Here is a 19664-nt window from a genome sequence, read left to right as displayed (position 1 = left end):
ATGACCAGCGAGCAGGTCGACACCTCCAACCTCGTGGACGTGGTCTACCGGTCGGGGGTGCCGGGGCCGGGCGACCCGGCCGAGGACTACTTCGAGGCGTCCAAGCTGTACGCCTCCAGCGTGCCGTGGGACCTGCCGGGCGTCGCGGTGCTGGAGCAGTCACACGCCATGCGCACGATGACCAGCCGGTCCACCCGGCGGCACGAAGGCCGCCCGGCGGTGGCGCTGCCCGAGCCGGCGCCGCTGACCGCCCGGCTGGCCGACCTGCTCGCCTCCCGGCGCAGCACGGACGGGTTCGGCGACGGCGAGCTGCCGCTGGAGCAGTTGTCGAGCCTGCTGGTGCGGACCTACGGCAGCACCGGGTCCAACGGCCAGTTCTCCTTGCGCGCCACGCCGTCCGGCGGAGCGCTGTACCCGCTGGACCTCTACGTGGTGCCGGGCCGGGTCGCCGGGCTGCGCCGGCACGGGCGTTACCACTTCGACCCGTTCGCGCTGACCCTCACCGACCTCGGCGACGTGGAGCCGGACGGGTTGCGGACGGCGATGAACGCGCCGAACCTCTCCGGGGACCCGGCCGTGACCGTGATCCTGTCCGCCTCGTTCTGGCGCTCGCGGTTCAAGTACGGCCAGCGGGCGCTGCGGTTCGTGTTGCTGGAGGCGGGGCACCTGGCGCAGAACCTGCTTCTCGTGGCCGCCGGGCACGAGCTGGCCGCGCGCCCGATCGGCGGGTTCTTCGACGCACCGCTGACCAGGGAACTCCCCGGGCACAACGGGGTGGACGACGCGCCGGTGTACGCGGTGCTGCTCGGCCCACCACCCGCCTGAGATGCCGCCCGCCCTGCTCGCCGTGCCCGTCCTGGCGCACCTGGCCCTCCCGTGGGTCCTGCGCCGGGTGGCGGAGCGAGGCGGCCGGGTGGCGTGGCTCGTGCGCGGCCGCGTGGACGCCGCCTACGGCTGGACCACGGTCGCACTCGGTGTCCTCGCCGTGCTCGCCGCCGCGGCCGCCGGAACCGGTCATCCGGCCCTGCTGCGCCCGCCGCACTGGCTCTGGCCGGTCCTCGCCGTGGTGGCCGGGGCCGGGTGCCCGCTGCTGGCCGCCGGGCTCGCGGGCCGGCCGCGGCGTTTCGCCCGCCGGTCCGGCGCGGTCCCGCGCGTGGTGCTGTGCGCGGCGGGCGAGGAGGCGCTGTGGCGGCTCGCCGCGTTCGGCGGACTGAGCCAGGCCGGGCTGCCGGAACCGGTCGCGGGAGCGGTGGCGGTGCTCGGCTTCGCCGTGCTGCACGTACCGCGCGCCGGCCGGCGCGCGGTGCCCTACCTGGTGGTGCTCGGCACGCTGCTCACCGCACTCGCCGCGCTGGGCGGACTGCTCGCCGCGGTGCTCTGCCACAGCGGGCACAATTTGGTGCTGAGCGCCACGGCACGGCGGCGATCCGGTCGCGCCCCCGCCGGGTTGCCGCCCAGCCGTACCTGGAGCTGAGTGCCGCTCACCGGACGGGCGGCAGGATGCCGCGTGCCATCGCGGTCATGACCGCGGCCGTGCGGTCGGAGACACCGAGCTTGGTGAAGATCTTGAGCAGGTGGCTCTTGACCGTCGCCTCCCCGATGGTGAGCTCGCGGCCGATTTCGGCGTTGGACAGCCCGCGGGCGACGAAGCGCAGCACCTGCACCTCGCGGGTGGTCAGCGTTTCGGCCTGCGGGGAACGCAGGTGGTTGACGATCTTGTTCATCATCACCGGGGTCAGCACGGTCTCACCGCGGGCGGCCGCGTGCACCGCGGCGGTGAGCTCCTTCCTCGGGGTGTCCTTGAGCAGGAACCCGGTCGCCCCGGACTCGACCGCGCGGACGATGTCGTGGTCGGAGTCGTAGGTGGTCAGGATGAGCACCTTCACCCCCGGCGCCTGCCGGGCGATGCTCGCGGTCGCGGTCGCCCCGTCGATGTCGGGCATCCGCAGGTCCATCAGCACCACGTCCGGGCGCAGCGCGACGGCGGCCGCGATGGCCTCGCGGCCGTTCGTCGCCTCGCCGACCACCTCGATGGCTCCGTCCAGTCCCAGCATCCCGCGCAGTCCCTCACGGACGACCGGGTGGTCGTCGGCGACGAGCACGCGCAACCGCGCCGTCACGGGATGATCACCCGGACCTGGGTGCCCGCCCCCGGTGAGCTGGTGATCCGCAACTCGCCACCCACCTCCTCGATCCGCGACCGCATCCCGGTCAGCCCGAAGCCCCACGTCTCGCCGGGCCGGAACCCGCGGCCGTCGTCGACGATGTCCAGCACCGTGCCGCCCTCGTCCGCGCCCAGCGTCACCTCGACCCGGCTGGCCCCGGCGTGCCGGTAGACGTTCGCGAGCGCTTCCTGCACGGCCCGCACGAGGACGATCTTCTCGTTCGCCGACAGCTCCCGGTGCAGGTCCGTGATCCCCACCGTGCAGGTGAGGTCGGCCATCTCGCTGAGGTGACCGGCCAGCCTGCTCACCACCCGGTCGATCCGGGCCTCGCCGAGCGTGCCCGGCTCGCCGGAGACGACCAGCGTCCGCGCCTGCGTCAGGTTGTCCCTGGCGGTGCGCTCCGCGAGATCCAGCTGCCGGTGCGCCAGTGCCGGATCGGAGTCCACCGCGGTGTTCGCGGTCTGGATCAGCAGGATCAGGCTGGTGAACCCCTGTGCGAGGGTGTCGTGGATCTCCCGTGCCATGCGCTCGCGTTCGACCCGCACACCTTCCATCTGGTAGGCGCCGGCCAGCTCCGCGCGGGCGTCACGCAGGTCGTCGATGAGCAGCGCCCTGGTCCGCTGCTGCTCCTCGTGCCTGCGGGTGAGCAACCCGACGACGTTGCCGATGAGGAAGCAGCTGATGCTGGCCGCGAGCACGACGACGTTCGCCAGTTCCTGGCCCGCGACGTGCGGGCTGACCGCGAGCCCGGTCGCCGCCGTGCCGAGCCCGATGGACACCGTGGCCAGCCACAGCCGCCGCAGCAGCCAGAACGCGTGCGCGTACAGCATGATCAGCAGCGCCGCGGCGAACGCGGACACCAGCACCAGCGCCGCCTGCAGCGCGAACGCGCCCAGCAGGTACACCAGCGCGCGGGTGTCGTGGTCGCCGCCGTCGCGGGAAGCCGGCGGTACCACCATCACCGTGTACCAGGCGCCGAGCACGGCCAGCAGCGCGAAGGCAGGCCACGGCGCGCCGTCGAACGCCAGCACCGCCGCGACGAGGACCAGCGCGGCCGCGGAGGTGATGTGGGACTCCCTGCCGTCGCGCTCGACCACCTCGGCCCCGCTCATCCGCACCCCTCAGGTCCGCCTTCCCGGCGCGGGTCAGCCGCGGGACCGCTGCCAGCGGAAGGTCGTCACCGAGAGTACAAGGCAAACCACGATCCAGGCGCAGAGCACGAGCGCCGTCGTGCCGTGTTCCCAGGTCCCGGCGGGCTCGATCGACTGGAGGGAGTCGGGCAGGAACACCGAGCGCAGGCCCTGGCCGATCCACTTGAGCGGGAACAGCGCGCCGAACTGCTGCATGGCCTCGGGCATCTGGGAGAACACGAAGAACACGCCGGAGACGAACTGCAGCACCATGAACGGCAGCACCACGATGCCCGAGGCGCTGCGCGAGGTGCGGGGCACCGCGCTGATCGCGATGCCGAGCATCGTGCAGGCCGCCACGCCGAGCAGCAGCACCCAGGCGAAGGTCAGCCACCGGTCCGGGGTGGACGGCAGCGGCAGGCCGAACGCGATCACGCTGAACGCGATCAGCACGGCCACCTGGATGAGCGTGACCACCAGGACCATGGCCACCTTGCCGATGAAGTACGCGCCCACCCGCATCGGCGTGCCCCGCAGGTGCTTGAGCGTGCCGTCGTCGCGTTCGATGGCGATGGCGATGCCGAGGTTGACGAACGTGGCGGCCATGATGCCGGTGGCGATCATGCCGGCGATGAAGTACTGCCGGAAGTCCACCTCGGTGCCCGGGATCCGGTCGGAGAAGATCGCCCCGAACAGGACCAGGATGACCACGGGGAAGGCGAAGGTGAAGATCAGCGACTCCCGCTGCCGGAGCATCTGCTTGGTCTCCAGCGCCGCCCGCCGGGCGCCGATGCTCAGGGTCGAGGGCACCCGTGCCGCGCGACGGGGCGCGGCGGTCGTGGTGGTCATCGCGGGGCTCCGATCATCTTGAGGTAGAAGTCCTCCAGCGTGGGGCGCTTGACCTGCAGCCCGGGTATCTCGCCCGCGTGCCGCCCGGCCAGCTCCACCACGGTCTTGGTGGGGATGGGCGTGTCGAGGACCTCGAGGCCCTCCGGCCCGGACCAGCTCACCTGCGCCGAGTCGGTGTCCCGGCCGCCGATCGTGGCGGGGTCGCCGACCTCGGCCATCCGGCCGCCGACCATCACCCCGATCCGGTCGGCCAGGTGCTCGGCCTCCTCCAGGTAGTGGGTGGTGAGCAGGACCGTGGTCCCCGCGGCGCCGAAGCCGCGGATCAGCTCCCAGAACTGGCGCCGTGCCTCGGGGTCGAAACCGGTCGTCGGCTCGTCGAGGAAGAGCACCTCCGGGTCGCCGATGACCCCGAGCGCGACGCTGAGCCTGCGCTGCTGCCCGCCGGACAGCGAGGGGGCCCGCGCGGTGCGCTTCCCGGTGAGCCCCACCGCCTCGAGCACCTCACCGGGGTCCCGCGGGTGCGGGTAGTACCCGGCGAAGTGCCGCAGCGTCTCCTCGACGGTCAGGCCGGGGAAGGCGAAGTCCTCCTGCGGGACGATGCCGATCCGGGACCGCCAGTCCGCGCCGCCGCGCTTGGGGTCGGTGTCCAGCACGCGCACCTGGCCCGCGTCCCGATCGCGATGGCCCTCGAGGATTTCGACCACCGTCGTCTTGCCCGCGCCGTTCGGCCCGAGCAGGGCGAACACCTCACCCCGTTCGACCGTCAGGTCGAACCCGGTGACGGCGACGTTGTCGTGGTAGGCCTTTTCCAGGCCGGTCACCCGCACGGCTGGCTCACTCGTCATGTCGTCGAGCATGTCGCCGGACCGGGTGCGCCCGTAAGCACTCGACGGTTGGCCCGGCCCTCCACCGAACGATGGGTTTGTCCACCGATGAGGTGGCTGGGCAGGCGGGCCGCGCAGCGCTTCGATCAGGGCATGGCCGAGAGCAGGGACGAAAAGATCATCGAGTCCGCCCGCGCCGTCGGTGAGGTCGCCAGGGCGCACGCCCGCGCCGGCGAGGACGCCGACGTGCTCGCCGCCGAGGTGCTGACCGAACTGACCGGCACCGAGCTGCTGCGGATGGGTATGCCAGCGCGGCTGGACGGGCCGGAGACCGACCCGGTCACCAGCGCACTGGCGATCATGGCGGTGGCCGAGGGCGACGCGGGGGCGGCGTGGTACCCGGCGGTGTCCTCGGCGCATTCGATCTTCACCCACTACCTGGCCGAGGACGGTGCGCGGGAGGTGTTCGACGGTACGGCGCCGGTCGGCTGCTCGTCGATGCCGGTCGGCGAGGGGGCGTTCGCCGACGGCGGCCTGCGCGTGTACTCCGGCCGGTGGCCGTGGGGCTCGGCGGGCAGGCACGCGAAGTGGATGGGGTTCAACATGGTGGTCGAGGGGCGGGCGCTGACCGCGTTCCTGCCCGCCTCCGACTTCGTCGTCGAGGACAACTGGCACGCGTTCGGCCTGCGCGCCAGCGCGTCCGGGGACTTCTCGGTGCGGCCCGGCGCGTTCGTCCCGGCGCACCGGCTGGTCGACATGACGCTGCCGGCACCGGCGGTGGAGTCCGCGCTGACCCGGTTCCCGCTCACCGTGTACGTCGCGTTCGGGTTCTCCGCGGTGGCGCTGGGGAACGCGGCCGGCGCGGTCGAGGAGCTGGTCGGCGGTGCCACCGGCAAGCGGCCGCTGGGGCTGTCCGGCACGCTCGCCGAGTCACCGCTGGCGCAGGTCGACCTCGCCAGGGCGGAGGCACGGCTGCGCTCCGCCAGGGCCTTCCTGCTGGAGGCCCTCGACGAGCTGTGGCAGTGCGCGCTGGCGGGCGAGCCGCCCGCCACCGTGGTCCGCGCGAGGGCCCGGCTGGCCATGAGCCACGCGGTCGCGGAGTCCGCGGCGGTCGTCGACGTGGTCTACACCCTCGGCGGCGGCGCGGCGGTCTTCACCGCGAACCCGCTGCAGAAGCGGCTGCGCGACGCACACGTGATCACCCAGCAGGTGCAGGTCAGCAACCGGGTCTTCCCGTTGTACGGCAAGATCCGGTTCGGTACCGACCTCGATTCGGCCTCCTGGCGCTATGCCATCTGAACCCGGCACCACGCGGTCGTGCCGCCCCGGGGTGCGGTGAGCCCGCCGCTCGTGGTCGTGCTCGGCGCGTCCGGGTTCGTCGGCGCGCGCCTGGTCCGCATGCTGGCCCGGTGCCCGGTGCGGATCCGCGCCGTCGGCCCGGCCCGGCCGGTCCCGGCGGCGGCCGGGGCGATCGATGGCGCGGACGTCGTCGTGCACCTGGCCGCGCGCACCGCGACGGGCGGGTGGGACGACGACGGAAACGCGCTCGCCGAGCGGGCCGACGTCGGCCTGGTGCGTGCTCTGGTGGCCGCGGTGCGGCCCGGCCGGGCGCCGGTGGTGGTGTCCACCAGCACCGCGGGTGTGCCCGGTGGCAGCGCCCACGGCAGGCACCGGCCTGCTGCCGAACTGGCGCTCGCGGCCGCCACCAGGGCCGGGCGGGTGCGCGGGATCTCCCTGCGGCTGCCGTCGGTGTACGGCACGGCGGACGGGCCCGGAATGGTGGCGCGGATGGTCCGCCGCGCGATCGCCGGCCAGCCGCTGGTGCTGCGGGGCGAGGCCGCCGAACGGGACCTGCTGCACGTCGACGACGTGGTCACCGCCCTGCTCGCCGCGATCGCGCACGCGGACGCCCTTGCCGGGCGGCACTGGGCCGTGGGCACCGGCACCCCGGTACGGGTGGCCGAGTTGTCCGCCGCGATCGCCGCGGCGGTGGCGGAGCACCGAGGCCGGGCCCCGGTGCCGGTGGTCGTCGCCGAGCCGCCCGCCCCGGCGGACGACCACCGCGGTGCCGTGGCCGATCCGGTGGCGTTCCACGCGGTCACCGGCTGGGTGGCCAGGGTGCCGCTGGCCGCCGGGCTCGCGGACGTGGTCGGGTGTGCGTTGCTCGACTCGGTGTGACGGGCCGCGGGCAGCGGCCCGAATGTAGTCACTTCGGTTGACGCGGGAGGCCCACCGACCGGTGGGCCGGGGCCCCTTCGTCTGTCGCTTTGTCCGACTCAACCCTTGACTGTGCAACCGGATGCTGGAGGATGAGGCGGCAGGAATCCCTGGTTGTCATCATTCGCTTATCCCGCAGGTCCGAGGTCGCTCCGCCCGCGGGTGAATTTCGAAACATTTCGGGCAGCCTTGCGGAGTTCCGGACTCTGGGGAGGGGAAATGCATGACGAAGTGGCCGGGCCCACGTGCCGGGTTATCGCCGTGAACGACGGTTCGATTCTCTGTTCGGGGCTATTCCAGGCGCTGGCCGACAATGCCATGATCGACGTGGTGGGTATCGACCACGACAATTGGCGGGTTGTCGAACTGGTCGGCCGAATAGACCCGGATGTCATTATCATCCTCGCCGGGGGCGGCACTCCGGCATTGATCAGGCAGCTCCGCGGGACGGCGGGTGTGTCGACGGCGGTGCTCGTGGTCGGCGATTCCGGGCCGCTGGTGGCCGAATCCGTGCTGGCGGGCGCCTGCGGCACGATCTCGCCGGGTGCCAACGCGACCGACGTGTCACTGGCGGTCATGGCCGCGATGGCCGGTACCGCCGTGCCCCCGGTCAGCCTGGTCGGGCACCTGGCGGCATCGCCGCGATGGGTGGGCAAGGAACTGATCCGGTTGAGCAACCGGGAGATGGAGGTCATGCAGCGGGCCACCGAGGGGTTGACCAACTCGAGCATCGCCCGCTCGTTGTCCCTCAGCGAGGCCACGGTGAAAACGTACTGGCGGCGCATCTTCCGCAAACTCGACGCGCACGACCGCACCATGGCGGTGACCATCGCCATCAAGCTGGGCATACTGCCGCAGGCAGGTCACCGGCCCCCGGCCGACCACCGGCCGGCCGCCGCCGAGGGGAGCCCGCGGTGCACGCCGGCGCTGAACTCCATGTCCGCCTGACCCGGCTCCGGCGCGAACTGCACGAGACGCCGGAGCCGGGGCTGTGGTTGCCACGTACCCAGGAGCGGGTCCTCACCGCGCTGGACGGGCTCGACGCGGAGGTGACCACGGGCGCCGCGCTCTCCTCGATCACCGCTGTGCTCCGCGGGAACCGGCCCGGCCCGGTCGTCCTGCTGCGCGCCGACATGGACGCCCTGCCCCTCGGCGACGGCGCGGTGCACTCCTGCGGGCACGACCTGCACACGGCCATGCTGGTCGGAGCGGCGCACCTGCTGCGGGAAGCGGAGTTCCCCGGGTCGGTGGTGCTGATGTTCCAGCCGGGCGAGGAAGGGCACGGCGGCGCGAAGCTGATGGTCGGCGAGGGCGTGCTCGACGCGGCGGGCGAGCGGCCGGTGGCCGCGTACGCGCTGCACGTCGTCTCGTCGATGGTGCCGCACGGTGTCTTCGTCTCCCGCCCCGGTGTCGTCATGGGAGCCGCGGACACGGTCCGCTTGACCCTGAGCGGCGCGGGTGGCCACAGCGCCATGCCGCACGCGGCGAGGTCACCCATCCCCGCGGCGTGTGCCGTGGTGGGTCAGCTGCCCGCGCTGCTGGACGCCGAGGTGGACGCCTTCGAGCCGGCGGTCGCCACCGTGACCGGCGTCCGTGCCTGCGGCGCGGCGAACGTGATCCCGCCGGAGGCGGAGATCACCGTGTCCCTGCGCACCTACACGGCGGCCACCCGCGCCCGCCTGCTGGCCAGGATCACCGCACTGGCGGAAGGCTTCGCCACCGCGCACGGGCTGCGAGCGGAAGCGGTGACCGGCAACGGCTATCCGGTGACCACGAACGACCCTGGGGAGACCGAGTTCGCCGCCACGCTCGTGCGGCGACTGTTCGGATCGGACCGCTACCTGCCCTCGGCGCGCCCCTTGCCCGCCTCCGAGGACTTCGCCTTCGTGCTGGACGAGGTCCCGGGGAACTTCATGGCCTTGGGCGCCTGCGTCCGGGGGACGGATCCACGGACCGCGGCGCCGAACCATTCCCCGGCCGCCACCTTCGACGACGCCGTCCTGGCCGACGGCGCCCGCTACTACGCCGAGCTGGCCGTCCGCCGCCTGCACGCGGCCGCGTCGCCGGCCGCTGGCTGATCCTTTGTGGACGGACAGTCGGCTAGCTGCTCGCCGGTGTGCCGATGCCTGCGGTGAGGGCCAGTGCGGCTGCTTCGCCGCGGGAGGTGACGCCGAGTTTCTGCAGCACACCGGTGACGTGGAATTTCACGGTGCTTTCGGTGATGCCGAGTTCCGCGGCGATGGCTTTGTTGCGCATTCCTTGCGCGAGCAGGGCGAGTACTTCGTGTTCCCGGCGGTTCAGGGTGGTCAGCCGCGATTCGCCGGAGGGGTCGGCCGGGGGATCGAGCGGGAGGGAGATGGTGACGCGGCTGCCCCAGCCGGGTGCGGCGTCGAGGTCGACGGTGGCGCCCAGCGTGCGGGCCCGGCCCTGGAGCTGCCGTCGTAGCGTCGTCAGGTCGACGTCGCCGGTGCCCTGGTCGCGGACGTCGACGAGCAGGGACGCGTGGTCGCTCGTCCACGCGATCCGCAGGCGGGCCAGCGTGGTCTGGGCGGTGAACGCCAGGACCGCGGTCCGCGTCATCGCGCGCGCGGCGTGGGCCACCTCGCCGGGCAGCGGGCGCCCGGTTCCGGAGGGCGCCACGAATTCGATGTTCGCGTCGTGGTGGCGCAGCATCGGCCCGATGTCCTTGCGCAGGCGGGTGAACGCGGCTCGTGGGGCCTCTTCGGACAGTGCCTGATCGGACTTCTGCGCGGTCCGCAGGTCGAGCAGCGCGGCGGACGCCGAGTCGGCGGCCGCGAGGCGGGCGCGGTTGTCGTCGAGGCCGGTCGAGCGCAGCGGGGTCAGGATCGCGACGAGCGCGGCCTCGTGGGCGGCCGCCAGTTCGGCGATCGTGCGCTCGCGTTCACTCGAGGCCGCGCGCGATTCGGCGAGGTAGTCCGGGCTGGCCTGCGCCACCTGCTGCCGGATGGACGTCGCGACCAGGCCGAAGATCGCGGACAGCAGCGCGGGCTCGGGGAAGCGACGGGCGGCGGTGCGCGGGATGAGGACCAGCAGCAGGTCGGCGGCGTCACGCACCACCCAGACCGTGCGGGGCGCGCCGGCGATCGAGGCGGTCGTGCCGAGCGGCTGCCCCGGGTCGACGGTGGCCTTGAGCGCCTCGAGTTCGGCGATGGTGACCTTGTTGATCATCTCCGTCGCACCGGCGACCTTGCGCGGGCGCCCGGTGCACTCCCGGGTGAAGATGACCAGCGCGGTGTGCGGCCAGCGCTCGGCCAGGAACCGCGACAGGCGACGGGCGATCTCGTGCAGCGGGCCGTCGATGACCTCTCGCAGCGAGGTGAGGCCGGCTTCGGGGGCGGTAGGCATCCCGGGCAGCTTAACTGGCCGGAGGTCGAGGTTTTACTGGCCGGACGACCAGGCCACCCGCACGGTCCGGCGGGTTACCGTCACGGACGGCATGCATCGACGTGCATGCTTCTCCGCCGAACGAAGGATGAACCCTCATGCCACAGCAGGTCCGCGGGGTGATCGCCCGGTCGAAGGGCGCTCCGGTCGAGCTCACCGACATCGTGGTGCCCGATCCCGGACCGGGCGAGGTCGTCGTCGCGGTCGCCGCGTGCGGGGTCTGCCACACCGACCTGACCTACCGCGAGGGCGGCATCAACGACGAGTTCCCGTTCCTGCTGGGCCACGAGGCCGCGGGCACGGTCGAGAGCGTCGGCGAGGGTGTCGAGTCGGTGGCGCCGGGCGACTTCGTCGTCCTGAACTGGCGCGCGGTGTGCGGGCAGTGCCGGGCGTGCAAGCGCGGCCGCCCGCAGTACTGCTTCGACACCTTCAACGCCGCCCGGAAGATGACCCTGCTCGACGGCACCGAGCTGACCCCGGCCCTGGGCATCGGCGCCTTCGCCGACAAGACGCTCGTGCACGCCGGGCAGTGCACCAAGGTGGATCCGGCCGTCGACCCGGCGGTCGCCGGCCTCCTCGGCTGCGGCGTGATGGCCGGGCTGGGCGCGGCGGTCAACACCGGCGCGGTGGGGCGCGGTGACTCGGTGGCGGTCATCGGCTGCGGCGGGGTCGGTGACGCCGCCATCGCCGGGGCGCGCCTGGCCGGTGCGTCGACGATCATCGCGGTGGACCGCGACGCGAAGAAGCTCGAATGGGCCGTCGAACTGGGCGCCACGCACACGGTGAACGCGACCGGCACCGATGTCGTCGAGGCGGTGGCCGGGCTGACCGGCGGCTTCGGCGCGGACGTCGTCATCGACGCGGTCGGCCGCCCCGAGACCTGGAAGCAGGCGTTCTACGCACGCGACCTCGCGGGCACCGTGGTGCTCGTCGGCGTGCCGACCCCGGACATGCGGCTGGAGATGCCGCTGCTCGACTTCTTCTCCCGTGGCGGCGCGCTGAAGTCGTCCTGGTACGGCGACTGCCTCCCCGAACGCGACTTCCCGGTGCTGGTCGATCTGCACCTGCAGGGCCGGTTGCCGCTGGACAAGTTCGTCACCGAGCGCATCGGCCTCGACGACGTGGAGAAGGCGTTCCACACGATGCACGCCGGTGAAGTGCTGCGCTCGGTGGTGGTGTGGTGAGCGGCGGGCTGCGGATCGAGCGCGTCGTCACCACCGGCGTGTTCGCCCTCGACGGCGGCACCTGGGACGTGGACAACAACGTCTGGCTCGTCGGTGACGACGACGAGGTGGTGATCATCGACGCCGCCCACGACGACGCCGCGATCACCGGCGCGGTCGGCGGGCGGAACGTGGTCGCGGTGGTGTGCACGCACGGCCACAACGACCACGTCACCGTCGCGCCCCAACTCGGCAAGGACCTCTACGCGCCCGTGCTGCTGCACCCCGGCGACCAGGAACTGTGGGAGATGACCCATCCCGGGCAGGCCTTCTGGAAGACCGGCGACGGCGAGCGGATCGCGGTGGCGGGCACCGAACTCGAGGTGATCCACACCCCGGGGCACTCGCCCGGCTCGATCTGCCTGCACCTGCCGGAGGCGAAGGCGTTGTTCTCCGGCGACACGCTGTTTTCCGGCGGTCCCGGCGCCACCGGCCGGTCGTTCTCCGACTTCCCGACGATCATCGGCTCGATCCGGGACCGGGTGCTCAAGCTGCCCGAGGAGACTCGTGTCCACACCGGACACGGGGACGGCACCACGGTCGGCACCGAGGCACCGCACCTGTCCGACTGGATCGCGCGCGGGTACTGAGCGGGTCCCGGTGGTGGCAGGGCCCGGCGTGGAGCGCCGCCGTGCGGCAGACTGCTCGGCATGCCCAGGGTAGCCACGGGGGAGTCCGTCCTCACTCGCGTGGTCCGGATCATCGAGGTGTTCACCGCGTCCCGTCGTTCGTGGACGATCACCGAGATCGCCCGCGCGGCGGACCTGCCGATCGCGACCACGTCACGGCTGGTCGCCGAACTCGTCGGGCACGGTCTCCTCGCACGGGAACCGGACGGCAGGGTCAGCGTCGGCATGCGGTTGTGGGAGCTGGCCCAGCGGGCCTCGCCCGCGTTGTCGCTGCGGGAAGCGGCGATGCCGTTCCTCGAAGACGTACACCACGTGGTGGGCCACCACGTGCAGCTGAGCGTCCTGGACGGGGACGAGGTGCTCTTCGTGGAGCGGCTGTCCGCGCCCGGCGCGGTGATCAACTACACCGACATCGCCGGCCGGTTGCCCCTGCACGCGTCCTCGTCCGGGCTCGTGCTGCTCGCGTACTCGCCGCCCGCGGTGCGGCAGCGGATCCTCGGCCGTCCGCTGCGCCGCTACACCGGGAACACGATCGCGGATCCCGATTCGCTGCGGCGGGTCCTGGCCGCGGCGCGCCGGAGCGGGCACGTGATCGCCGAGGGGCACATCCACGCCGGGGCCACCGGCGTCGCCGTGCCGATCCGGGGGAGCGAGGACACGGCCGCGGCGGCCCTGTCGGTCATCGTGCCGCGGGAAACCGACGCGTTCGCGCTGGTCCCCGTGCTGCGCACGGCGGCCCGTGCCATCTCCCGCGCGCTCGACCGGTCATCCATTCATTGAGAATGCCCTTCTCAAGGTTCCCGCTGGTTCGCATCCTTCCGTAATACCCACGGGAGGTAGCCAGGTGACCGAAGTCGTTCACGCGAAGCAAAGCCGCGAGCGGGCCAACGCGGGCACCGCGCGCGTCGCGGCCATCCACACCGAAGCCGATGGGGTCGTGAGCCTGGTGCTCACCGATCCCGCGGGCGGGCGGCTGCCGGACTGGGCGCCGGGCGCCCACATCGATCTGGTGCTGCCCAACGGGTGCACCCGCCAGTACTCCCTGTGCGGTGATCGGTGGGACGCCCGCTCCTACCGCGTGGGGGTGCTGCGTGAACCGGCAAGCCGCGGCGGGTCGGCCTACGTCCACGAAACCCTGCGCGAGGGCGAACTGGTCGGGCTCGGCGGGCCACGCAACAACTTCCCGCTCGTCCCGGCCCGGCGCTACCTCTTCGTCGCGGGAGGCATCGGCATCACGCCGCTGCTGCCGATGATCGCGCAGGCGGACCTGCTCGAAGCCGACTGGAGCCTGCTCTACGGCGGCCGCACGCGGAAGTCGATGGCCTTCCTCGACGAGCTGGCCCGCTACGGCGAGCGGGTGCGGATCGCACCCCAGGACGAGGTCGGGCTGCTGGACCTGCCGCGGTTCCTCGGGGAGCCGCGGGAGGACACCAAGGTCTACGCCTGCGGGCCGGGGCCGCTGCTCGACGCGATCGCCGTGACGACCAGCGGCTGGCCAAGGCAGGCGGTGCGGACCGAGCGCTTCACCGCCCGCGACCGCGCCGCGGGCGTGCGTGACACCTCGTTCGAACTGACCCTCGCCCGATCCGGCCGCACGGTCGTCGTCGGCCCGGACCAGACGGTGCTGGAGGCCGTCGCGTCGACGGGCGTCGACGTGCTGTCCTCCTGCCGGCAGGGCACCTGCGGCACCTGTGAGACCACCGTGCTGGCCGGCCGGCCCGACCACCGCGATTCGATCCTCGACGACGACGAGCAACAGGCGGGAGACTGCATGTTCCCGTGCGTGTCCCGCGCCCTCGGCGACCGGCTCGTCCTCGACCTCTGACCCCGGACCACCCGCCCGCTCACCATCCACAATGGAGTGATCACGGTGACCACCCTGCTGTCCGCGCCCACCATTGACGCCGACCCGTTCTGCGACGAGGTGCTCGCCGACCCCATCCCGCTGCAGCGCGCCCTGCGTGAGGCCGGGCCCGTCGTCCACCTGAGCACCTACGACATCCTCGCCTTCGCCCGCTACGAGCAGGTGCACGCCGCGCTCGTCGACTGGCAGGGGTTCCAGTCCGGTGCCGGGGTCGGGCTGGCGAACTTCCGCAAGGAGCCGCCGTGGCGCCCGCCCAGCCTGCTCCTCGAAGCCGACCCGCCGCGTCACGACGCCCCACGACGGGTCCTGCAGAAGATCCTTTCGCCCCGGGCTCTGCGCACGCTCCGCGAGAAGTGGCTCGCCGACGCCGAAGCCCTGGTCGACGAGGTGCTCGGCGACCGGTCCGGCACCGTCGAGATCGACGCCGTGCCCGAGCTGACCGAGTCCTTCCCCCTGCGGGTCTTCCCTGACGCTGTCGGCATTCCCGCGCAGGGGCGGGAGAACCTGCTGCCCTACGGCGACCACCTGTTCAACAGCTTCGGTCCGCACAACCACCTCATCGAAGCGGGCGAGCCCCGCGCGGGCGAATTGCTGGCATGGACGACCGCGCAGTGCCGCCGCGAGGTGCTCGCCGCCGGAGGATTCGGCGCCGACATCTGGGCCGCCGCCGACCGCGGCGACATCCTGCCCGAGCAGGCGCCGCTGATCGTGCGATCCCTGCTCTCGGCCGGGGTCGACACCACCGTGCACGGCCTTTCCGCGCTCCTGCACGCTTTCGCCACCCACCCCGGCCAGTGGGCGCGCCTCCGCGCCGACCCGGCACTGGCCCGGGTGGCCTTCGACGAAGCCGTCCGCTGGGAGTCGCCGGTCCAGGTCTTCTTCCGCACCGCCACCAGGGACATCGAGATCGGCGGCCGGACCGTCCCCGACGGGCACAAGATCCTGATGTTCCTCGGCGCGGCCAACCGCGACGAACGCCGCTGGGGCGCCGGCGCCGACCGGTTCGACCTCGGCCGCGACCCCTCGGGCCACGTCGGCTTCGGCATGGGCATCCACCAGTGCGTCGGCCAGCACGTCGCCCGGCTCGAGGCCGAGGCGCTGCTCACCGCGCTCGCGCGGCGCGTCGAGCACCTCGAACCCGCCGCGCCACCGCGGCGGCACCTCAACAACACGCTGCGGTCGTGGGAGTCACTGCCGCTGCGCGCCCGGATCGCCTGACACCCGACGTACTGGAAGGACAACGATGTCCCAGGACCTGCGCGCCGACTTCGACGAAGGCCCCATGCACCGCTCGCAATGGGTGGCCGTCGCCGTCTGCGTACTGCTCAACATGCTCGACGGTTTCGACGTGCTCGTCATGGCGTTCACCGGCAAGGCGGTCTCGGCCGAGTTCGGCCTCAACGGCGCCCAGCTCGGGTTGCTGCTCTCGGCGGGCCTGGTCGGCATGGCCGCCGGATCGCTGTTCCTCGCGCCGTTCGCCGACCGCGTCGGCAGGCGCCCGCTGATCCTCGGCTGCCTCGTGATCGTCAGCGTCGGCATGCTGCTCTCCTCGTTGAGCGGCTCGGCGACCCAACTCGGGTTGCTGCGCGTCTTCACCGGGCTCGGCATCGGCGGGATTCTCGCCTGCAGCAACACCATCGCCGCCGAATACGCCTCCCGGCGCTGGCGCGGCCTCGCGGTGAGCCTCAACTCCACCGGCTACGCCCTCGGCGCCACTCTCGGCGGGCTGATCGCCGTCGTGCTGATCGGTGCGTTCGGCTGGCGCTCGGTGTTCCTCTTCGGGGGTGCCGCGACGCTGCTCGCCATCCCGCTCGTGCTCGCCGGGATGCCCGAGTCGCTCGACTTCCTGCTCACCCGCCGCCCGAACCGGGCACTGGACAAGGTGAACGCCGTCGCCCGCCGCTTCGGGCGCCCGCCGCTGGACGCGCTGCCCACGGTCACCTCCGCCCCGGCCGGGGTCGCCGCGGGTTTCCGGACGCTGCTCGCACCCCGGCTGCGCCGCGCCACCCTGGTCCTGTGGACGGCGTTCTTCTTCGTCATGGCGGGGTTCTACTTCGTCACCAGCTGGACCCCGACCCTGCTGGTCGAAGCGGGCCTGTCCGCCACCCAGGGCCTGACCGGCGGCACCCTGCTCAACCTCGGCGGCATCTTCGGCGCCACCGCGCTGGGCGCGCTCGCCGCCCGCTGGCCACTGCGCACCGTCCTCATCGTCTACCTGCTCGCCACCGCCGCCATGCTCGCGCTGTTCCTGGCCGCGCTCGGCTCGCTCACCACCGCCTTCGCCGCCGGTGCGCTGATCGGGCTGTTCGTGAACGGCTGCGTCGCGGGCCTCTACGCACTGACCCCGGTCGTCTACGACAGCGGAGTACGCGCCACCGGCGTCGGCACGGCGATCAGCATCGGCCGGATCGGCGCCATCCTGTCGCCCACGGTCGCCGGTGCCCTGCTCGACGCCGGTTGGACGCCGCGGAACCTGTACCTCGCCTTCGCGGCCGTCTTCGTCCTCACCGCCGCGTCGCTGATCCTGCTGCGCTCCGAGCCGAAACAACCGGTGCGCAGGGAAGCCGACCCCGTCCAGGCGTAGCACCTCGACCGAGTCTCGCCACCGTGGACGTTCGCCGAGGCCGTGCACCGGGTACGCCAGGGCCATGGCTGAACGACAGGACAACCTCCTCACCCGGCAGCGGTCGATCGCCGCACCGGCCGACCTGGTCCTCAACACCGCCGCGGACGTGACCCAGGTGCCTGCCTGGCTCCCCGGCCCGGTGCGGCTGGTGGACCCCGGGCAGATCGATGTGCGCGCCGGAAGCGGCACGATCCACGTCGCGGCCGGTGATGGTGGCGAGTCCGCCTACGAGGTCGTGGTGGACCCGGCGCGCCAAGTGCTGTCCTGGACTCCCGCGGACCCCGGCGGCTGGCCGGGGGAGTTGCGTGTCTCCGACGGCGGGGCCGGTTCCAGCGTCGCCGAGTTGCGGGTACGACCGCCGGGATCGCCCGCCGGTGTGGCAGAGCACCTCGACCGCGCGCTCGACGGCTTGGCCGTGGCCGTGGCGCAGAACTTCAACGTCAGCTGATCGGGCCGGGCGAGCTCCGGCTCGCCCAGCCCGTCTTTCATCCGGCTACGTCGAGCACGGTCTTGAGCCAGCCTTCTTCGCGGCGGTCGAAGGTTTCGTACGCTTCGATCGCCGATGCCGGCTCCTCGTGCCGGGTGATGAAGTCGGTCGGTTCGAAGGCGCCCTTGGCGACCATGCCCACCAGGCCGGGCAGGTAGCGGCGGTGGTTGCAGTTGCCCATGTGCAGGGTGAGGTTCTTGTTCATCGCCTCGCCGAGCGGGAAGCGGTCGAACCCGGGCGGGTAGACCCCGATCACGCCGATCGTGCCCGCTTTCGCCACCGTCTGCACCGCCCAGCGGATGGCCTGGCTGGGCGCGTCACCGGGCACCCACTGATCGCCGGACGGGGCCGCCTCCGGTGCGGCGACCCGGCGCTCTTCCTCGAAGTCCGCGTCCTGCGCGGCGGGCCCCGAGGACGGCTGCTGGGCGTCGACGCCGACCGCCTCGATGACCCGGTCCACGCCGATCCCGCCGGTCAGCTCGCGGACCAGCGCGACCGGGTCCTCGCGGTTGAAGTCGATGGTCTCGGCGTTCTGCTTGCGGGCCAGGTCCAGGCGGGAAGGCAGGCCGTCGACGGCGAAGACCCGGCCGGCGCCCTGGCGCTTGGCCGACGCGATCGCGAACTGGCCGACCGCCCCGGCACCGAGCACCAGCACGCTGTCACCTTCGCCGACCTCGGCCAGGCGGGCCCCGAACCACGCGGTGGGGAAGATGTCGGAGAGCAGGATCGCCTGGTCGTCGGTGACGTTGTCCGGGAGGTGCACCAGCGAGGTCATGGCGAAGGGCACGCGGGCGTACTCGGCCTGCAGCCCGTCGACCGGGCCGGTGGACTCGGGGCCGCCGAAGAAACAGGTACCGCCGCCGGGGTTGACCGTGTCGCACTGGGCGAAGTACCCCGCCCGGCAGTACACGCAGGTCCCGCAGCCGATGGTGGACGGGATCACCACCCGTTCACCGGGGGTGAACCCCCGCACCGCCGGGCCCACCTCCTCGATCACGCCGACCCCTTCGTGCCCGAGCACGGTGCCGGGCACCATGCCCGGCATGGTGCCGCGCACCAGGTGCAGGTCGGTACCGCAGATCGCGCTGCGCGTGAGCCGGACGATCGCGTCGCTGGGCTCGAGGATCTTCGGATCGGGCACCTCGTCCAGGCGGATGTCGCCGACTCCGTGCCACACCACAGCTTTCACCGGAATCACTCCTTCGTCGTCCGTTTCCGGGTGCCCGTGAAACCGGGCCCGAAACTCGCGGCGCGGAGGCGGTCAGCCGCGGGTGTTCAGCTCGGCGAGGTGTGGTGCCAAGGCCCCGGCGGCGAGGTCGGGCCGTCCGCCCGCCCGGGCCACGGTCGCGCCGGAAGCGGCCACGGCCAGCGCGGCGGCCCTGGGCGGGCTCGCGCCGCGGGTGAGGGCGAAGGTCAGTGCGGCGACCAGCGCGTCCCCGCCACCGGTCGTGTCCACCGGATCCCCGCCGGTCAGGGGCAGGACCACGTGCTCGTCGCCCCAGGCGAAGACGTTGCCGTCTTCGCCCGCCGCGAGGGCGACCAGGGAAGGGCCCTGGCGGAGCAGTTCCCGCCCGGCGCGCAGGGCCGCGTCCGCGGAGTCCAGGCGATACCCGGTCAGCAGTTCACCTTCGTGCTGGTCGAGCCGGAGCACATCGGCGAGGGGCAGCAGTTCCCGCCCGCGGGGGTCGTCGGCGGGGGTGCCGTCGAGCACCACCCGCGCCCCGGCGTTCTTCGCCGTCCGGGCGGCCGCCAGGACCGCGTCGATCGGTTGCTGCAGTTGCAGTACCACCGAGGACGCACCGGTCAGCGCCGGAGCGGCGGCGGCGATGTCGGCCTCGGTCAGGAGCACTTGTGGGGGCAGGTGCTCCAGATAACGCCAGCGCCCGCCCTCGGTGAGCAACTCGACGATGAGGCCGGTCTCGACGCCCGGCCGGTGGATCACCGGCGTGGTGTCGATGCCGTCGGCGCGCGCCCGGTCGAGGATCGAGTCGGCCACGCCGTCGTCGCCGACCACGCCGATCAGGCTGACCGAGGCGCCGAGCTGGGCCAGCGAGACCGCGATGTTCGCGCCCTTGCCGCCCAGTGTCTCCTGCCGGTGCCGCACGGCCGCGGCGGTACCCGCCGGTGGCAGTTCCGGCAGTTCGAGCACCAGGTCCCGCGCGATCTGCCCGGCCACGGCCACTTCGCTCACACCCATTCGCTGAGTGGTACCCGTGAGGAAGTCGCGGCAAACGACCGCGCTGAA

Annotated in this window: 20 protein-coding genes; 13 read left to right on the top strand and 7 right to left on the bottom strand. The window is 72.7% G+C overall.

From position 1 onward, the window contains the following. On the top strand, positions 1-825 hold the full coding sequence (locus JOM49_RS28530; protein ID WP_209667284.1) for a SagB/ThcOx family dehydrogenase: 825 nt from the start codon (positions 1-3) through the stop codon (positions 823-825). A gap of 1 nt (position 826) precedes the next feature. Then, complete coding sequence (locus tag JOM49_RS28525; RefSeq protein ID WP_209667283.1) at positions 827-1474, top strand: CPBP family glutamic-type intramembrane protease; 648 nt, start codon at positions 827-829, stop codon at positions 1472-1474. Between the two features lie 7 nt (positions 1475-1481). Here JOM49_RS28525 and JOM49_RS28520 read toward each other — a convergent pair whose 3' ends face one another. The 4 genes from JOM49_RS28520 to JOM49_RS28505 are packed head-to-tail and all read right to left on the bottom strand — an operon-like array spanning position 1482 to position 4989. After that, the gene (locus JOM49_RS28520; RefSeq protein WP_282774193.1) at positions 1482-2120 is read right to left on the bottom strand and encodes a response regulator; all 639 of its coding nucleotides are present in this window, start codon (positions 2118-2120) and stop codon (positions 1482-1484) included. Next, positions 2117-3277 carry a sensor histidine kinase gene (locus JOM49_RS28515; protein ID WP_209667282.1) on the bottom strand — a complete coding sequence of 387 codons (1161 nt, stop codon included), beginning with the start codon at positions 3275-3277 and terminating at the stop codon, positions 2117-2119. The genes JOM49_RS28520 and JOM49_RS28515 overlap by 4 nt, the downstream gene beginning before the upstream one ends. A gap of 33 nt (positions 3278-3310) precedes the next feature. Then, positions 3311-4144, bottom strand: coding sequence for an ABC transporter permease (locus JOM49_RS28510; protein ID WP_209667281.1), 834 nt, complete (start codon positions 4142-4144; stop codon positions 3311-3313). Next, positions 4141-4989: an ABC transporter ATP-binding protein gene (locus tag JOM49_RS28505; protein ID WP_209667280.1), complete on the bottom strand. Its 849-nt coding sequence runs from the start codon at positions 4987-4989 to the stop codon at positions 4141-4143. The genes JOM49_RS28510 and JOM49_RS28505 overlap by 4 nt, the downstream gene beginning before the upstream one ends. A gap of 132 nt (positions 4990-5121) precedes the next feature. Between JOM49_RS28505 and JOM49_RS28500 the strand changes: the two genes are divergently transcribed. The 4 genes from JOM49_RS28500 (at position 5122) to JOM49_RS28485 (ending at position 9263) form a co-directional block, all read left to right on the top strand. Then, positions 5122-6267: an acyl-CoA dehydrogenase family protein gene (locus JOM49_RS28500; protein WP_209667279.1), complete on the top strand. Its 1146-nt coding sequence runs from the start codon at positions 5122-5124 to the stop codon at positions 6265-6267. A 36-nt stretch (positions 6268-6303) separates the two neighbouring features. After that, on the top strand, positions 6304-7146 hold the full coding sequence (locus JOM49_RS28495; RefSeq protein ID WP_209667278.1) for an NAD-dependent epimerase/dehydratase family protein: 843 nt from the start codon (positions 6304-6306) through the stop codon (positions 7144-7146). 258 nt (positions 7147-7404) lie between these two features. Continuing rightward, entirely contained in the window at positions 7405-8133 is a 729-nt protein-coding gene (locus tag JOM49_RS28490) for a helix-turn-helix transcriptional regulator (protein ID WP_209667277.1), read from the top strand. Continuing rightward, complete coding sequence (locus tag JOM49_RS28485; RefSeq protein ID WP_209667276.1) at positions 8100-9263, top strand: M20 metallopeptidase family protein; 1164 nt, start codon at positions 8100-8102, stop codon at positions 9261-9263. The genes JOM49_RS28490 and JOM49_RS28485 overlap by 34 nt, the downstream gene beginning before the upstream one ends. Positions 9264-9285: 22 nt before the next feature. Here the strand turns inward: JOM49_RS28485 and JOM49_RS28480 are convergent, their stop codons facing one another. Then, positions 9286-10551, bottom strand: a complete 1266-nt coding sequence (locus JOM49_RS28480; RefSeq protein ID WP_209667275.1) for a helix-turn-helix transcriptional regulator — start codon at positions 10549-10551, stop codon at positions 9286-9288. A gap of 137 nt (positions 10552-10688) precedes the next feature. Here JOM49_RS28480 and JOM49_RS28475 point away from each other — a divergent pair, with 137 nt between their 5' ends. The 7 genes from JOM49_RS28475 to JOM49_RS28445 all read left to right on the top strand — a co-directional run bounded on the left by JOM49_RS28475 (position 10689) and on the right by JOM49_RS28445 (position 17380). Further along, entirely contained in the window at positions 10689-11774 is a 1086-nt protein-coding gene (locus tag JOM49_RS28475) for an S-(hydroxymethyl)mycothiol dehydrogenase (RefSeq protein WP_209667274.1), read from the top strand. Then, the gene (locus tag JOM49_RS28470) at positions 11771-12403 is read left to right on the top strand and encodes an MBL fold metallo-hydrolase (protein WP_209667273.1); all 633 of its coding nucleotides are present in this window, start codon (positions 11771-11773) and stop codon (positions 12401-12403) included. The genes JOM49_RS28475 and JOM49_RS28470 overlap by 4 nt, the downstream gene beginning before the upstream one ends. Positions 12404-12463: 60 nt before the next feature. Continuing rightward, positions 12464-13222, top strand: a complete 759-nt coding sequence (locus tag JOM49_RS28465; RefSeq protein ID WP_209667272.1) for an IclR family transcriptional regulator — start codon at positions 12464-12466, stop codon at positions 13220-13222. Positions 13223-13286: 64 nt separating this feature from the next. After that, on the top strand, positions 13287-14267 hold the full coding sequence (locus JOM49_RS28460) for a PDR/VanB family oxidoreductase (RefSeq protein ID WP_372444103.1): 981 nt from the start codon (positions 13287-13289) through the stop codon (positions 14265-14267). 45 nt (positions 14268-14312) lie between these two features. Next, positions 14313-15524 (top strand): cytochrome P450, encoded by a 1212-nt coding sequence (locus JOM49_RS28455; RefSeq protein ID WP_209667271.1) that lies wholly within the window; start codon positions 14313-14315, stop codon positions 15522-15524. A 25-nt stretch (positions 15525-15549) separates the two neighbouring features. Continuing rightward, the gene (locus JOM49_RS28450) at positions 15550-16890 is read left to right on the top strand and encodes an MFS transporter (RefSeq protein ID WP_209667270.1); all 1341 of its coding nucleotides are present in this window, start codon (positions 15550-15552) and stop codon (positions 16888-16890) included. 64 nt (positions 16891-16954) lie between these two features. Then, on the top strand, positions 16955-17380 hold the full coding sequence (locus JOM49_RS28445; RefSeq protein WP_209667269.1) for an SRPBCC family protein: 426 nt from the start codon (positions 16955-16957) through the stop codon (positions 17378-17380). A gap of 37 nt (positions 17381-17417) precedes the next feature. Here the strand turns inward: JOM49_RS28445 and JOM49_RS28440 are convergent, their stop codons facing one another. Further along, on the bottom strand, positions 17418-18608 hold the full coding sequence (locus tag JOM49_RS28440) for a zinc-dependent alcohol dehydrogenase (protein WP_209667268.1): 1191 nt from the start codon (positions 18606-18608) through the stop codon (positions 17418-17420). A 72-nt stretch (positions 18609-18680) separates the two neighbouring features. Then, the gene (locus JOM49_RS28435; RefSeq protein WP_209667267.1) at positions 18681-19616 is read right to left on the bottom strand and encodes a PfkB family carbohydrate kinase; all 936 of its coding nucleotides are present in this window, start codon (positions 19614-19616) and stop codon (positions 18681-18683) included. Positions 19617-19664 lie beyond the last annotated feature (48 nt).

It is taken from the genome of Amycolatopsis magusensis, assembly GCF_017875555.1.
GTDB classification, from domain to species: Bacteria; Actinomycetota; Actinomycetes; order Mycobacteriales; family Pseudonocardiaceae; genus Amycolatopsis; species Amycolatopsis magusensis.
The sequence above is the reverse complement of the archived record's forward strand: the minus strand, read 5'-3'. Positions and strand labels throughout refer to the sequence as shown.

Coding starts and splice junctions, on each gene's coding strand:
- JOM49_RS28445 (WP_209667269.1), top strand. CDS start 16,955: ATGGCTGAACGACAGGACAACCTCCTCACCCGGCAGCGGTCGATCGCC.
- JOM49_RS28510 (WP_209667281.1), bottom strand. CDS start 4,144: ATGACCACCACGACCGCCGCGCCCCGTCGCGCGGCACGGGTGCCCTCG.
- JOM49_RS28450 (WP_209667270.1), top strand. CDS start 15,550: ATGTCCCAGGACCTGCGCGCCGACTTCGACGAAGGCCCCATGCACCGC.
- JOM49_RS28435 (WP_209667267.1), bottom strand. CDS start 19,616: ATGGGTGTGAGCGAAGTGGCCGTGGCCGGGCAGATCGCGCGGGACCTG.
- JOM49_RS28525 (WP_209667283.1), top strand. CDS start 827: ATGCCGCCCGCCCTGCTCGCCGTGCCCGTCCTGGCGCACCTGGCCCTC.
- JOM49_RS28505 (WP_209667280.1), bottom strand. CDS start 4,989: ATGACGAGTGAGCCAGCCGTGCGGGTGACCGGCCTGGAAAAGGCCTAC.
- JOM49_RS28490 (WP_209667277.1), top strand. CDS start 7,405: ATGCATGACGAAGTGGCCGGGCCCACGTGCCGGGTTATCGCCGTGAAC.
- JOM49_RS28480 (WP_209667275.1), bottom strand. CDS start 10,551: ATGCCTACCGCCCCCGAAGCCGGCCTCACCTCGCTGCGAGAGGTCATC.
- JOM49_RS28500 (WP_209667279.1), top strand. CDS start 5,122: ATGGCCGAGAGCAGGGACGAAAAGATCATCGAGTCCGCCCGCGCCGTC.
- JOM49_RS28465 (WP_209667272.1), top strand. CDS start 12,464: ATGCCCAGGGTAGCCACGGGGGAGTCCGTCCTCACTCGCGTGGTCCGG.
- JOM49_RS28515 (WP_209667282.1), bottom strand. CDS start 3,277: ATGAGCGGGGCCGAGGTGGTCGAGCGCGACGGCAGGGAGTCCCACATC.
- JOM49_RS28475 (WP_209667274.1), top strand. CDS start 10,689: ATGCCACAGCAGGTCCGCGGGGTGATCGCCCGGTCGAAGGGCGCTCCG.
- JOM49_RS28530 (WP_209667284.1), top strand. CDS start 1: ATGACCAGCGAGCAGGTCGACACCTCCAACCTCGTGGACGTGGTCTAC.